Annotated in this window: 11 protein-coding genes; 5 read left to right on the plus strand and 6 right to left on the minus strand. The window is 49.6% G+C overall.

The features are described from left to right. Nucleotides 1-35: 35 nt before the first annotated feature. Nucleotides 36-965, minus strand: a complete 930-nt coding sequence (locus AC1S52_RS20735) for a bestrophin family protein (RefSeq protein WP_482030953.1) — start codon at nt 963-965, stop codon at nt 36-38. 150 nt (nt 966-1,115) lie between these two features. Here AC1S52_RS20735 and AC1S52_RS20740 point away from each other — a divergent pair, with 150 nt between their 5' ends. From AC1S52_RS20740 to AC1S52_RS20755, 4 genes are all read left to right on the plus strand, one after another. Then, entirely contained in the window at nt 1,116-3,044 is a 1,929-nt protein-coding gene (locus AC1S52_RS20740; RefSeq protein ID WP_482030954.1) for a DUF3352 domain-containing protein, read from the plus strand. 52 nt (nt 3,045-3,096) lie between these two features. Further along, complete coding sequence (locus AC1S52_RS20745; protein WP_482030955.1) at nt 3,097-4,293, plus strand: M20 family metallopeptidase; 1,197 nt, start codon at nt 3,097-3,099, stop codon at nt 4,291-4,293. 171 nt (nt 4,294-4,464) lie between these two features. Then, nucleotides 4,465-5,322: an ABC transporter permease gene (locus AC1S52_RS20750; RefSeq protein WP_482030956.1), complete on the plus strand. Its 858-nt coding sequence runs from the start codon at nt 4,465-4,467 to the stop codon at nt 5,320-5,322. Between the two features lie 254 nt (nt 5,323-5,576). Next, on the plus strand, nt 5,577-6,248 hold the full coding sequence (locus tag AC1S52_RS20755; protein WP_482030957.1) for a GNAT family N-acetyltransferase: 672 nt from the start codon (nt 5,577-5,579) through the stop codon (nt 6,246-6,248). Between the two features lie 284 nt (nt 6,249-6,532). On the opposite strand, the gene AC1S52_RS20760 is transcribed toward AC1S52_RS20755, so the two are convergent. Further along, the gene (locus AC1S52_RS20760) at nt 6,533-6,985 is read right to left on the minus strand and encodes a CAAD domain-containing protein (RefSeq protein ID WP_482030958.1); all 453 of its coding nucleotides are present in this window, start codon (nt 6,983-6,985) and stop codon (nt 6,533-6,535) included. Between the two features lie 390 nt (nt 6,986-7,375). On the opposite strand from AC1S52_RS20760, the gene AC1S52_RS20765 reads away from it, so the two are divergent. Next, nucleotides 7,376-9,139, plus strand: coding sequence for a putative bifunctional diguanylate cyclase/phosphodiesterase (locus AC1S52_RS20765; protein WP_482030959.1), 1,764 nt, complete (start codon nt 7,376-7,378; stop codon nt 9,137-9,139). Between the two features lie 264 nt (nt 9,140-9,403). Here AC1S52_RS20765 and AC1S52_RS20770 read toward each other — a convergent pair whose 3' ends face one another. From AC1S52_RS20770 to AC1S52_RS20785, 4 genes are all read right to left on the minus strand, one after another. Then, nucleotides 9,404-9,757, minus strand: coding sequence for a hypothetical protein (locus AC1S52_RS20770; RefSeq protein ID WP_482030960.1), 354 nt, complete (start codon nt 9,755-9,757; stop codon nt 9,404-9,406). A 265-nt stretch (nt 9,758-10,022) separates the two neighbouring features. Then, the gene (locus AC1S52_RS20775; protein ID WP_482030961.1) at nt 10,023-10,433 is read right to left on the minus strand and encodes a protein tyrosine phosphatase family protein; all 411 of its coding nucleotides are present in this window, start codon (nt 10,431-10,433) and stop codon (nt 10,023-10,025) included. Nucleotides 10,434-10,582: 149 nt separating this feature from the next. Further along, nucleotides 10,583-11,005 carry a photosystem I reaction center subunit II PsaD gene (locus AC1S52_RS20780; RefSeq protein ID WP_482030962.1) on the minus strand — a complete coding sequence of 141 codons (423 nt, stop codon included), beginning with the start codon at nt 11,003-11,005 and terminating at the stop codon, nt 10,583-10,585. Nucleotides 11,006-11,249: 244 nt separating this feature from the next. Then, nucleotides 11,250-13,277, minus strand: coding sequence for a DICT sensory domain-containing protein (locus AC1S52_RS20785; protein ID WP_482030963.1), 2,028 nt, complete (start codon nt 13,275-13,277; stop codon nt 11,250-11,252). Nucleotides 13,278-13,322: the final 45 nt, after the last annotated feature.

Raw genomic sequence — 13,322 nt, forward strand, 5'->3', positions numbered from 1 at the left:
AGTTCCCTAAATTCTTAGAGAAAATAACAGGAGGTTCAGGTTGCTGCGGAGGGGATGTCGGGTACGGGGGAACGATAAGTTTCAGAGGCGGGTGTGAGGGTAATCAGGTCTTCAATGTTGCGAAACATCGTGTTGCAAATGCTATCCAGGGGCAGGTCGTTGGGGTCATGCCCAAAGGGATTTTCAATTTCAATCCCAATTTCCTCAATCCCAAATAGGGTAAAGCTGATTAGCGCCACGATTGGACCCGTCCACCACTCCAGCCCTCCTACCATCTGGAAGGGAAGCGAGAGACAATAGAGTAAAAGCAACTGCTTCAGGTGAATGGCGTAGGCAAGGGGCATGGGAGTTTTTAAGATTCGTTCACAGCCGCCCAACATATCAACCATGACATCGAGAAGTTTGTGCATGGAATTGAGCTGATAGATATGGAGCCGATTCTCTTCGTACTGATGTTGCAGGTAGTCGCCAATCCAGAAGGCAATTTCCAGGGGGGGATGGTTCATCCGTTGAAGTTTATTGTACTGCTTGGCAGACAGGAGAGCTTCCAGCTCTTCGCTAATCGGTTCCTGCCGCAGATGCAATTTCATTGCCACACAAAAGGCGACCAGCATTTTGAGGGTGGCGACTTTCTGAGTGCGATCGCCTTCACTCTCTGCTTCCACGGCGATCCAGATCTGGCGTGCCAGGTTGCGGACTGTATTCACTAAGGTGCCCCAGCATTTTCGACCCTCCCAGAATCGCTCATAGGCGGTATTTGTCCGAAATACCAGCATTAAACCTAAAACGATATTGGGAATCAGGCTCGCCAGGATGGGGATAGAAACTGGTATGCCGAAGTGGGCGAGGACAGAGATCACGATCCCAAACACCCCACAAAGGGCTGCACGCCCAAGAACGGCAGGCACGACTGACCCCTTAAGCTGAAAGGTTTCCTGCAACCAGTGCTTCTGGTCTTTGCTCATAGGGTTCCTGGGAGATTAAGGGGAGGGAGTAAGGGTGAGATGGGAGCAGGAATAGGCAGTAGGTTGTACTTCATGACGCTGAAAACCGCTATAGTCTGTCTATAAAATAAAATAAACATTGTCTGTCTAAAAGACTTAGGGGGGCGGGTTTTGTTGCGTCAAATTTCCGTATCGATTTTGGCGATGGTGGTTGTCGGTTCTGGGCAAGCGATCGCCCAGGTTACACCCGTTACCAGACAATCCAGTCCTCCAGTAGTCACGAATATTCTACCTGCCAGCACGACCGGGGTCGTGCTGATTAATACAACTGCGTCAGCCTGGGCAGAACTGCAACGTTTCAATCCTTTTCCCGAAGTCGGTTTACCCCTACCACTTTTCCCAATCGGTAGCGGAGGATTGAACCTGGAGAAAGATATCCAGTCCTGGTTGGGCGATCGGCTGGCGATCGCTATCATGCCTGCTGCCCCTCAGGACAAATCCCTGGCTGCCAATGCCCTTCTATTAGCACCCATCAAAGATAGTAGTCGCTTTAATGCCTTTCTGGACAAAATGAAAACCGCCTGGGGAAAACCTCAAATTGAGCGGGATTACAAAGGCATTACGTTGTTGCGCTGGACTGCGAGTTCTGCATCAGAGCCATCCGAAACGACAGTCCCCGATGGAACCAATGGCACTCCAGACGAACCTGTCACTCCTGAACCAGAGGCAGATCCTTCACCTTCCTCTCAACACCCTAACTTGCTGCGGGTGTCTATGCTGCCAGGACAGGTGGAGGGCATGATCGGCGAACAAACAGGTAATGAACTTGAACCAGACCTGGAGGAGCAAATTCCAACCCTATCTCCTCTGCCGTCAACGCCGCCCCTGCCTGAGGTGTTGTCCCGCGGAGTAACGATCGCCCTTCTGCCTGATGCAGTCGCGATCGCAGCCCATGATCGGGCACTGGAGAAGCTGATTGATGCCCGTTCCTTAGAGGAACCCACGCTGGCACAGGATCGTTTATTTCAGCGAACCGTGAACCATCCTCAGTTTGGGCGATCGCTGGTAGTGGGCTATGGTAATCTCGCCGGGATTGTTCGGCATCTACCGACGCTAATCAGTCGTGTTTCAGGGATGGCTTTGCCTGCCCCCCCCATTCCTCTCCTGGAAGAGAGCCAGATTGCCCTGATGACACGCCCTTACAACTCGGTAGATACCTATCTCTGGATGCAGCCTGAAGGAATTCGGGGGCAAACAAATTTCTACTACACCACGCCCCAACCAGATCGGGCAACCCTGGCGGTTGCCGATGCCAATCAAATTTTGACGCGACTGCCTGCCATTACCTACCTGTCTGCCAACAGCCGTAACTTCAAGCGTCAGTGGCAAACATTCATTGAAACCGCCTTTGCCTCCCCCACCAGCCAGCCGTTCCTAAATGCCATTCGGTCTGAGTTTCAGAAGCGCAGTGGGGTTGATCTGGAACAGGAAGTGATTGGATGGATGGATGGGGAATATGCCTTTTTCATGTTTCCCACGACAGAAGGATTCTTTAATGCGATCAATCCCCGGTTCAATCTGGGGGTTGGTTTGATGCTACAAACGAGCGATCGCCCTGCCGCTGAAGCCTTCCTTAAAAAGCTAGACCAGGCAGTCAGAACCGGGGCAAGGGGTGAGTTGGCGATCGTTCCCCGTCGAGTGGCAGGAATACCCGTCGTTAGTTGGGAGGGGAAAGACCGGAACCGAAGTGTGAGTATTCTTTCCCACGGTTGGATCAGCAACGATACGTTAGTCCTGACGACGGGTGCTGACACCATGAAAGTTTTGGCACCCAAACCTTACCTGCCGCTGCACCTGAACCCGACCTTTCAAACGGCGATCGCCAGTTTCCCCCTGTCCAATGAAGGCTACTTTTACGTCAACATGGGAGCGTCCCTTTCACTAATTTATGGACTGATCCAGCCTTACGTTCCATCCACGTCTCCCTTTGTTCAAGAGTTCCAGCGGGTTCTGGGAACCGTTCGCAGCGTCAGTACCAGCAACTCTGCCACGGCTGAAGCACAACGGGTTGATACACTGTGGGTGCTGGGAGAGAAGTAGCCTGCATCTGTAACAATCCGTATCATGGGGGTAAAGCGCTATACATTTGCCCATGTTGACCCAAATCAAAGATATTGCCGCAAACCTGGCTCCCCGTTTGATTGAAATTCGTCGTCATCTGCATAGTCACCCTGAACTGAGTGGGGAAGAATTTCAAACAGCGGCATATGTGGCAGGGGTGCTTTCTTCCTGCGGGCTGCATGTGAAAGAGGGCGTTGGCAAGGTCGGGGTTACGGGAGAACTGGTAGGGGCAGGCATTGATTCTCGTCTCCTGGCGATTCGGGCAGACATGGATGCATTGCCGATTTGTGAGCGCACCGGGTTAGAGTTTGCGTCGCGGCGGGATGGGCTTATGCATGCCTGTGGGCATGATGTTCATACGACGGTTGGGTTGGGGACAGCGATGGTACTTTCCCAATTGGAATGCCCCCCGCCCGGAAATGTCCGGTTTCTATTTCAGTCGGCGGAGGAGATTGCCCAGGGGGCGCGATGGATGGTGCAGGATGGGGTGATGGAGCATGTAACCGGGATTTTTTCGGTGCATGTGTTTCCATCGATTCCGGCAGGGGTGATTGGGGTTCGCTATGGGGCGTTGACGGCGGCGGCGGATGACCTGGAAATTGTGATTTTGGGGGAGTCGGGGCATGGCGCACGTCCCCACGAAGCGGTCGATGCCATCTGGATTGCGTCTCAGGTAGTCACCACGTTGCAACAGGCGATCAGTCGGACTCAGAACCCGCTTAGACCCGTTGTGTTAACGTTTGGGCAAATCAACGGTGGACGGGCACCGAATGTGATTGCGGATCAGGTGAATCTGCTGGGAACGGTGCGATCGCTCCATCCCGAAACCAGTGAACTTTTGCCCAAGTGGATTGAACAAATTGTGGCAAACGTTTGCCAGCCCTACGGTGCCCGTTACCAGATCCATTACCGTCGGGGGGTGCCTTCGGTGCAAAACAACATGGCAATGACCCAGCTAATTGAATCTGCCGCTGTAGAAGCCTGGGGTGGTGTGGGGGTCGAAGTTATCCATGAACCCTCGCTGGGGGCTGAAGATTTTTCGGTTTATCTGCAACACGCACCGGGAAGTATGTTCCGGTTGGGAGTTGGCTTTCGCGATCGCCCTAACTATCCCCTCCACCATCCCCAGTTTGAGGTGGATGAGTCGGCAATCATCACAGGCGTTGTGACCCTTGCCTATGCTGCCTATAAGTACTGGCAACAGTCAGAGCAGTTGTTACACCCTTAGCCCTGAGCCTTGCCAATTGCTGGGATATGGTAAGCTAAACCTCTGTGATTGAGCAGAATATAGCGGTTTTGAATCCAGTGAGGTATATGGATAGCCGCATAGCCTTTGAGTCAAACAGATGAAATGTACCTCACCCAAAAAGGAAACGCTATAGCTGTGAGGAAAGGGGTTTTGCAGAGGACGGTCAGGAGTGCTGTTCATCAACTCAAGCTTGTTAAGCGCTTACTTCCCGTTAGCGATCGCCAGTGGGCAAAGTTAGATTTGCTAAAAACGCTGGTGCAGCGGGATCTGGAAGCTCGATACAAAGGCTCAATTCTGGGAAATCTGTGGCCCCTGCTGAATCAATTAATCCAGTTATTGGTCTACACCTACGTATTTTCGATCGTCTTACAGGTTCGACCGCAAATTCCAGGACTGCCAATCAATAGTTTGACCTTTGGGTTCTGGCTATTTGCAGGCTTAATTCCCTGGATGGCATTTATTAATGGTTTTTCGGCTGCCGCAACTTCCGTAGTCAGCCAACCCAATTTAGTCAAAAAAATTGTTTTCCCCGTAGAGTTGCTTCCCCTGGTGCCTGTGTTGGCGGGTTTTATCGAGAGCTTATCAGGGTTAGTCGTTTCGATCGCCCTGTTAGGGTTTACGACTCAAACGGTTCAAACCACCCTCTGGCTATTTCCTCTGGTTTGGCTGCCCCAACTCCTTTTAACATCAGGTCTAGGTTATCTCGCGGCTGGTCTAACCGTGTTTTTGCGGGATATTCCCCAGACAATTGGGGTTTTGCTCAACCTCATGTTTTATTTGACCCCCATTATTTACCCAGCGTCTGCGATTCCAGAAAGGTTTCGGCTATGGGTCTTCCGGCTAAACCCGTTTGCGACCATCGTGGAACTGTATCGCGATCTTTTGCTGGTTGGTGAGGTTCAACATTGGATGGAATGGGGAGTTCTTTGCCTGGTCTCTCTGCCCATCTTCTTGGGGGGAAGGTTTATTTACCAGCGGTTACGTCCTGCTTTTGCAGATGTGCTGTGAATCTTACTATTCCTGAGCCATCCTTTCGCAATTACTCACTCAGTTAGAACAATGACCAACCTGAACCCGAACCTGGAATCAGTCCTGGTCTTCCTTAGTTCCTCTCGATTGCCAGGTATTTTGATTGAAATCAGAACCGTTCTGAAAAGCCTCTGAGAGCTAAAACAACCCGTACAGCCATCAGCCAAATTTCAAGCAATTGGATGCCACCAGGAAGTATTGCCATCAATCAAGATTTTCCATCGGAGGAACGTATGGTTATTAATCAATTCAAAGTCAAATCTGTTCATAGCGAAGCTGTCAGTACACAACTGCACAAAGAACTAAATCCTACGTCAGAGAAATCAGCCCCTTCCATCAGAACTGCAAAGATTTTTGAACAAAAATACATCACGGCCAGCATGGTCCTCGCGTTTGGCAATGATCCGGCTGTTCGATGGATGTATCCCGACCCCGATCAATATCTGACTCACTTTCCGCGCTTTGTTCAGGCATTTGGTGGTAAAGCATTTGCCCAGGAGACAGCTTACTGCATTGATGGTTATGGTGGCGGTGCCCTTTGGTTTCCGCCAGGTGTGGAGCTGGATGCAGAGCCAGTCATTGAACTGGTTCAGGAAAGCATTGTTGAGTCAGATCAAGCAGATGTATTTGCCGTTTTTGAACAGATGGAACATTATCACCTGGCGGAACCCCATTGGTACTTACCGATGATTGGTGTCGAGCCAACCCAACAGGGCAAAGGGTATGGGTCAGCGTTAATGCAGCATGTGCTTATGCAGTGCGATCGCGATCGCATTCCTGCCTATCTAGAATCGTCAAATCCAGAGAATATCCCATTTTACAAACGGCACGGGTTTGAATTACTTGGCACAATTCAAGCAGGGGCTTCACCACCAATTTTTCCAATGGCACGCTATCCCCAATGAAGGAAGTTCAGTAGTAAAGCGACGTGAATCCGATAACGATTTTAGTAATCTGTTAACTTTAAGTTGCTAAATAAGGGTGAGGTAGGGGTTATTCCTCAAAGAGTTTTCAACCTCTCAAAAAATTCTTGACAGATCATCAGGGATATTGCCTATTAGGGATCACAACCAGTAGATTCCCTCATGCAAGAGCAAAAATTGATGTGGATACCTGGGTGTCAGGCATCCACATCACTGGTGTAAATTTTTTGCTGATCCGTCCACTTTCCTGTTCCGGTCGGGAAAACTTACTGAGAATTTCCTTTCCCCAGGACTTCGTCCTTAAACTCATTGAAGTCCTGAACAAGTTCACCCCGGCTTTGTGCCCGCCAAAGATAGCGGTAAATAAACCAGACCACATAACCGAAGCCAATTAATTCAAACGTGGGTGCCAGCAATGGAATATCATTGACAGCATCCAGCAATGCAAGTGTCAGTTTAACAGAAACGACAGAGGCGAAAATCAGCCCCAGAACCGTCAACGGACGCTTATACTCTCCAAAGAAATCTGACAGATACTCTGGGAGATCAGACAAAAAGACCTTGAAACGCTCCCAAAATTGCTTGAGTTGTTGAGTAGACTGATCCAAGGTTGAGTCAGTGTTGTCAACCGTCACCAGAGGGGCTTCGGCTTCCACCTTAAAGTCTGGAGAGTTGACATCGACCAATTCGGTTTCTTTAATTTCAGAGTTCATATCCATAACCTGGAACTTTACAACCTGAGTGCAATGGATGAAGACATTGACAGCGACAGAAGATTAGCAGAATCCAAAGAGCATTACGGCACAGCTATTTTTCCAACATTATCGACATTCATGCGAGATAGTATCACCGGTAAGAGAGATATTCACTGAATTTATGTGTTTCTTTAGGTGCCGTGAAAAAGCCCGTTAACAAACCATCTGAGGAAATTGTGCAATCACAAAGTGAATTTGCACCAAGAGACTTGGATTATATACGCTTCAAGCAAGGTTCGCTACGGTTAGGGTTAATCTTTTTAGCAGGGGGGGAACTCTTAACCTAGATTCCTCGACGGTGCTGCCATCAGAGCCGCATATTTGAAGTTCTTATAGTCGAGCAACTACTGACGCATGACTCAGATTCTCGTGATTGAGGACGATCCCAACGTCCGTACTTTGATTCTCAAACTGCTGCAAGCGGAAGGTTTTGACGCACTCAGCGCTGAAGATGGTCGCACAGGGGTACACCTGGCAATGGTGCATGAGCCTGATCTGATTATTTGCGACATTATGATGCCCGAATTTGATGGCTATGAGGTGCTGAATCAGCTTCGTCAAGATTCTTCAACGGCGACAATTCCATTTATTTTTCTGAGTGCCAAGTCTGAACGAATGGACATGCGTCAGGGAATGGAACTGGGTGCAGATGACTATCTAACCAAGCCATTTAAGCGCGCAGAACTATTGGGAGCTATCTCTGCCCGCTTAACTAAGCAAGCAACGCTGACTCAACCTTACGTGAATGAGATGAAACGGGCAGCCCAAACCTTGAACCAACTGGCTTACCGTGATCCCTTGACGAACCTGCCCAATCGCATTTTGCTTCATTACCAGTTTCAAGAAGCGGTGGCACAGGCAGCGCCCACCGAGCAGGCAGCACACTCTTTACCTCAGCAGATCGTCGCGGTTCTCTGCATTAACCTCAATCGGTTTAAGGCAATTAACACAAACCTGGGGTATGCCAATGGTGACCTATTACTGAAAATGGTTGCTGAACGGTTGGAACGAGCGTTTGGGCAGCAAACTATGGTTGCTCGGCTGGGTGGGGACGAATTTAGTATGCTGTTGAGCAATCTCACCGAGAGAGGGGATGCCGCCAAGGTTGCCCAGAAAGTGCTCAAGGTATTGGCTGAACCCTATAATCTTGACGGGCATTACGCTCAAATCCAAGCCAGTATTGGGATTGCCCTTTATCCTGAGAACAGTGACAGCCCAGACCGCCTCTTGAACCAGGCAGATACGGCAATGAGAAATGCCAAAGCCAAGGGAAATGTTGGATATCAGTTCTATGACCACGAGATGGATGCCCTGGCGGTTGAACGGCAACAACTGGAAAGTCAACTCAATGCCGCTCTCAAGAATTTGGAGTTTCAGCTTTACTATCAGCCTCAGGTAAATTTGATTACTGGGCGAGTAATTGGCGCTGAGGCACTGATCCGCTGGCATAATCCCCAATTGGGACTGGTTGAACCCAGTAAATTTATTGGGATCGCAGAAGATACGGGCTTAATTATTCCGATTGGCGAGTGGGTGTTGAAAACAGCCTGTACTCAGGCGAAGTTGTGGCAAGAGACTACTCGGTTACCCATTCGGATCTCGGTGAACCTGTCGGCGCGGCAATTTCGCCAGGAAGACCTGGTTGAAAAAGTTGCCCAAGCCCTGAAAGAAACGGGACTGGCTGCTAATGTGCTGGTTTTAGAACTCACAGAAACCAGTGTGATGGAGAATGTGGAAATTACGATCCAGACGCTAAAAGATTTGAAGGAAATGGGGGTTCACATTTCAATAGATGATTTTGGAACAGGGTATTCTTCTCTTAACTATTTAAAGCGGTTTCCAATCGACACACTTAAGATAGATCAGTCATTTGTTCGGGAAATCACAACCGATCCGAACGATGCCGCGATCTCCAAAGCCATCATCGCAATGGCACAAAGCCTGCAACTAAAGGTGATTGCTGAAGGGGTAGAAACCGAAGAGCAGTTCAATTTCCTGCGCCAAAGCGGTTGTCATGCTATGCAAGGTTATTTGTTCAGTCCACCCGTTCAAGCAAAAGAGTTTGAAAAGCTGCTGCTTTCTGACAAACGCATGATACCGGGATTGAAAATGGACTAGTACAGCAAAACGAAAGTTTTGAAAGGGGTGAAGGGGTGGAACCCCTTCACCCCCATGTTGCAAAATTTAGTGTTTGCAACACTAGTAGACTGCGGCGTAGTTTGGCAACCCTTGTAAAGGTGTTAGGTGTTATATCAATTTCATTTGAGGATGAGCAGAATTAACCCTTGCTTTACAAGGGGCTTAAGCCCCTTGTTCAGTGCCACCTCATAAAGAATTGGTATTAGGTATCAGGAATAGTAGATAGATTTACGCCAAGCTCTACTAGCCAAACCAATGGGAAGGAGTCAGATCTGGATCATCGACTTCTGGGATGTGGCTGGTGATCGTTTCAGAGTAGCGATCGCAGAGATTGTGAATGCCTTGATGAATCCACGCTCTGATTAGTTGCTTTTCCTCTAAAGACAAATGCAATCTGCAATCGGTGGATAATTCGCTCTCATCTTCTAACACCGTGTAATTGCCCGGTGTGTGGCTAAGGACATAGGCAATCAATTCCTGGCGCAGATCCGGGATTGAGAAGGCTTGCTGGTAAGGATGGTTGTCATAGGTGCTCAAAACATCTTCGACTTCCCCAGCAATAATGGAAGTCCACAGATTGACGATAGTTTTGGTCATTGTTCTATCCTCCTATTGCATTGGCTACCATCCTCACAGCGTCGGTAATCCTGGTAACTGATGAAGCAGAACAGTTGCTGGATCGATCGCGACTAGACTATCGAAACAAAGAGAGTGACAGCAAAATTGCTATTTTGTTCAAATTCGCAAATGGCAACGGGATTATGTATTGACTTTTGTAAATGACCGTTGCACTTCTACTCTTATTTCAGCATTGATTAAAAGTTCTTCAACCTTTGACAAGTCTATTTTTGTAAAGAAACCATTACCTCCTGCTTCCGTTTAGAAGCGCTGAATTAACCCTAAGCAGCTGAGCCTGATTAAAAGCCTGTTCTAAAGTGGCTCCCTGGTAGGTAGCGATGTGCATCAGAGCGATCGCGGCTGACCGAATGGCATTGTCACAATGAACTAATACAGGTTTTGGAAGACGGCGAATTTCTTGGAGAATTTGGGTGGTGACCCGGTCATCTCGAAATTCAATGTCAAAGGGCGTATTGACATACTCAAGCTGCCAAGATTCGGCATTCTGTTGTTCGTTTGAAAGAAACCCAATCTCCTGCGGCGATCGCAGGTTAAGGACAGACCGGAAGCCTGCTCGCACAACTTGGGGTAGTTGCTCTAAGTCAATTTGTCCGGCAATTGCCAGGTCATCATTGATTTTTCTGATGAGTTGCATCAGTACCTCCCCAAAGTTACCTGGATCACTGGAACTTTCTGGTAACTTTACTCCCCAGCTTAAGAGAACAATTTGAGGAACTTGTGAAGCAAGAAATCGCCCCAGAGGAAACCTCTGAGGCGATCGCGGAAGGCTTTGATACTAAATGACTAGGCTTCGTAAGTTGCCGTGCCTGTAAACTTGAGCTTTGCAGGCTCTGGGTTTTCGCCAATACTGCGGTCTTTGGTATTCACGGCAGTACGACCTGGATTGACCTTCTCAGGGAAGACCCCATCTTTAGGATGGAGGTACTCAACGTCCCCATTTGGGTAAACCCGGTAGATTTTGTAATCCGTGATTTTCTTAGCCCGCAGTTGCCGACCGCCCAGAGCAATACACTGCTCTTTGCGAGCCAGGTAAAGCAGGTTCTCACCTTGGCGCATCACTGCTGCACCACCTGTCGGCAGCTCAAAGACTTGTTCTTTAGGGCTTGTCCAGGTGATTGCATATTTTTCTTCAACTTCTGCTTTGGTAAGGAGCCCACCTGTGCTCCCACCAAACAAAGGAGGTTGTCCAGAAAGAGTTTCTGCCATTGGATTTCTCTCGCAATGTTTTATCGGAATCCTATCATTCAGCCTGTCACCATCCACGAAATTCTTTGGGAACTGTAACAGTTGTTAGCAATTGGGCACGGGGGCAGAAGGGAAGGGTTATAGGTTGTCAGAGATTTATAAAGTGTTCAGACCTCCGAGGTTTTGAAAACCTCGGAGGTCTAAGCCCAGTTCTACTCTCCACTCTTCACTTTCAACTCTCCACTACTAACTCTCCCTCCCACCTCTAAGCCCGATTTTTTGAAGCTTTTCCTCTGGTTTTCTTGACGGTTGAGGTAGGTTGTCGTTTAACTTCAGCTTGAACGGTAGGAACTGTGAAATGAACCTGGCTGCCCTGATCCTTTCCACGGGACTCTGCCCAGATACGTCCTCCCAAGCCAGTCACTATCTGGCGGCAAATAGCAAGCCCTAACCCGGTACCACCTGTCGTTCGCCGTAACGCCCCTTCTTCTTGATAGAAGCGGTCAAACACGGTTTCTAACCGGTTAGGTTCAATGCCACGTCCAGTATCTGCAACGGTGACTTCCAGCATTTGATGACCGTTTTCACGGGCATGAATTGTGACCTGACCATCTCGGTCTGTGAATTTGCAGGCGTTATCTAGCAGTTTTGAAAGCACTTCTACAAGCCATTCACCATCGGTATACACCATCGGTAATTCGGGGGGAATTTGGCTGGTAATTTTAGGAAGCTGGTCGTTGTGAAGTTGGCGGGCACGAATGCTGCTGAGTGACAGGTCTACACATTCTTTGAATGGCAGAGTTTCCAGGTGCCATTTAACGCGCCCACTTTCCAGTTCTGAGAGGGTGAGAAAGTCCTGGATGAGTTTCCGCATCCGTTCGGCATCGGAGAGGGCTGACTGGAGCATCACCTGGCTCAGTTCGGCAGGCATATCGGGTTCACTGGAAAGGCTTTCCAAACAGACCTGAATCGTGGACAGAGGCGTGCGCAGTTCATGTCCGGTAATGGCAATCAGGTTGCTCCGGGTGCGGTCGAGGGCTTCGAGTTGCTGGTTCAGGTCTTCCAGGTTGGCGTATGCCTCTGCCTGAATCAGGGCAACCCCTACCTGGGTGGCGATCGCCTCGACCAAGCCCAACTCTGACTCGCCCCACTCATGCAGGGTCGCGCGACAGTTGTGGAGTTCTACCATGCCCAACAAACGGCTCTGATGAATCACAGGCACCATCAGCCAGGAGTGGATCTGCCAGCGCTGCGCAGGCGGTGAGCCGTTGCTACCATCGTGGAGGCGGGGTGGAGATACGGGTAGCCCATCATTCAAAATCCAGGGGTCTTCCTGGGCATCATCGACAAATACGGGTTCCTGGCGCTGCACCACAGCCTGAAATAGAGGATTGGTGTGCAGGTTCCAGGTCTGATTCACCAGGGATTCGACGGCTGCCCCCAAATGCTCATGCTGGATGGTGATCGTGGTGTCGGTTTCTTTACAGCGATAGATCAAACATCGACAGACTCTCAATGCCTGCCCCAGTTCTTGCACCGCAATTTTGAAGATTTCATCGGGGTCAAGGGATCGGCGGATGGCGGCTGTAATGGAGTTAACCAGGCGTTCTTTCCGTTCCTGGGCGGCGATCGACCGATAGGCTTTGATCAGCTTGTACTGTCCTGCTTGCAGGTAGGTGACTAATCGTTCTGCAAAGGGTTCCGGATCCAGGTTATTAAACCCGGTACGAGTCTGGGGAGAAAGCTCTGCTTTTGCCTGGATGATTTTGTTGTTTAGCTCTGGACGATAGAGGAGGATGCGGTCCAATAGTAGATCAGCAGCTTTACAAACGGTCTGCCGATCAAAGGTCCAGATTCCTTCAAATCGGCGGGACTGATCTGCGGCGGCTTGACCACCTGAGTCGTCAGAAGCCGCTTGCCGCTCTTTGCAAATGAGGCAGGCGGCATAACGGGGACCCACAACGACGAGGTGCCATTCTTGTGCCAGAGCATCGGTTGTTTCAAAGGCAACGGTTTCATAGTGCTCCGATCGATTGGCAAAGTCCGTTTCGGGGGCTGCCAGCACATAAACCTGGTCTGCCCGTTCCGAAATCCGCAAGTAACGATGAGCTTCCTGGCGATAAAAGCGTTCTCGTTGGAAACTGGCAATGACTAACGTGCTGTTGACTCCCGCCAAGACCTGATCTTCCATTGCATGGGAGAGTGCAGTCAGGGAGGACTTGAAGTAAATTTGGGTCCTCAAGTCGGGCAGGGATTGCAGCAGGGCTTCCAGAACGGAAGTGGGATCGCTCATCGAGATGAACTCTACTCGTTGATGCAGAGGAAAGGAGGTCAGATG

This window comes from Kovacikia sp. CALU 1929 (genome assembly GCF_056784235.1).

What these genes read in the sequence shown, in the direction of transcription:
- AC1S52_RS20755 (WP_482030957.1), top strand. Translation starts at nt 5,577, where the DNA reads ATGGTTATTAATCAATTCAAAGTCAAATCTGTTCATAGCGAAGCTGTC.
- AC1S52_RS20775 (WP_482030961.1), bottom strand. Translation starts at nt 10,433, where the DNA reads ATGCAACTCATCAGAAAAATCAATGATGACCTGGCAATTGCCGGACAA.
- AC1S52_RS20785 (WP_482030963.1), bottom strand. Translation starts at nt 13,277, where the DNA reads ATGAGCGATCCCACTTCCGTTCTGGAAGCCCTGCTGCAATCCCTGCCC.
- AC1S52_RS20770 (WP_482030960.1), bottom strand. Translation starts at nt 9,757, where the DNA reads ATGACCAAAACTATCGTCAATCTGTGGACTTCCATTATTGCTGGGGAA.
- AC1S52_RS20780 (WP_482030962.1), bottom strand. Translation starts at nt 11,005, where the DNA reads ATGGCAGAAACTCTTTCTGGACAACCTCCTTTGTTTGGTGGGAGCACA.
- AC1S52_RS20765 (WP_482030959.1), top strand. Translation starts at nt 7,376, where the DNA reads ATGACTCAGATTCTCGTGATTGAGGACGATCCCAACGTCCGTACTTTG.
- AC1S52_RS20735 (WP_482030953.1), bottom strand. Translation starts at nt 965, where the DNA reads ATGAGCAAAGACCAGAAGCACTGGTTGCAGGAAACCTTTCAGCTTAAG.
- AC1S52_RS20760 (WP_482030958.1), bottom strand. Translation starts at nt 6,985, where the DNA reads ATGGATATGAACTCTGAAATTAAAGAAACCGAATTGGTCGATGTCAAC.
- AC1S52_RS20745 (WP_482030955.1), top strand. Translation starts at nt 3,097, where the DNA reads ATGTTGACCCAAATCAAAGATATTGCCGCAAACCTGGCTCCCCGTTTG.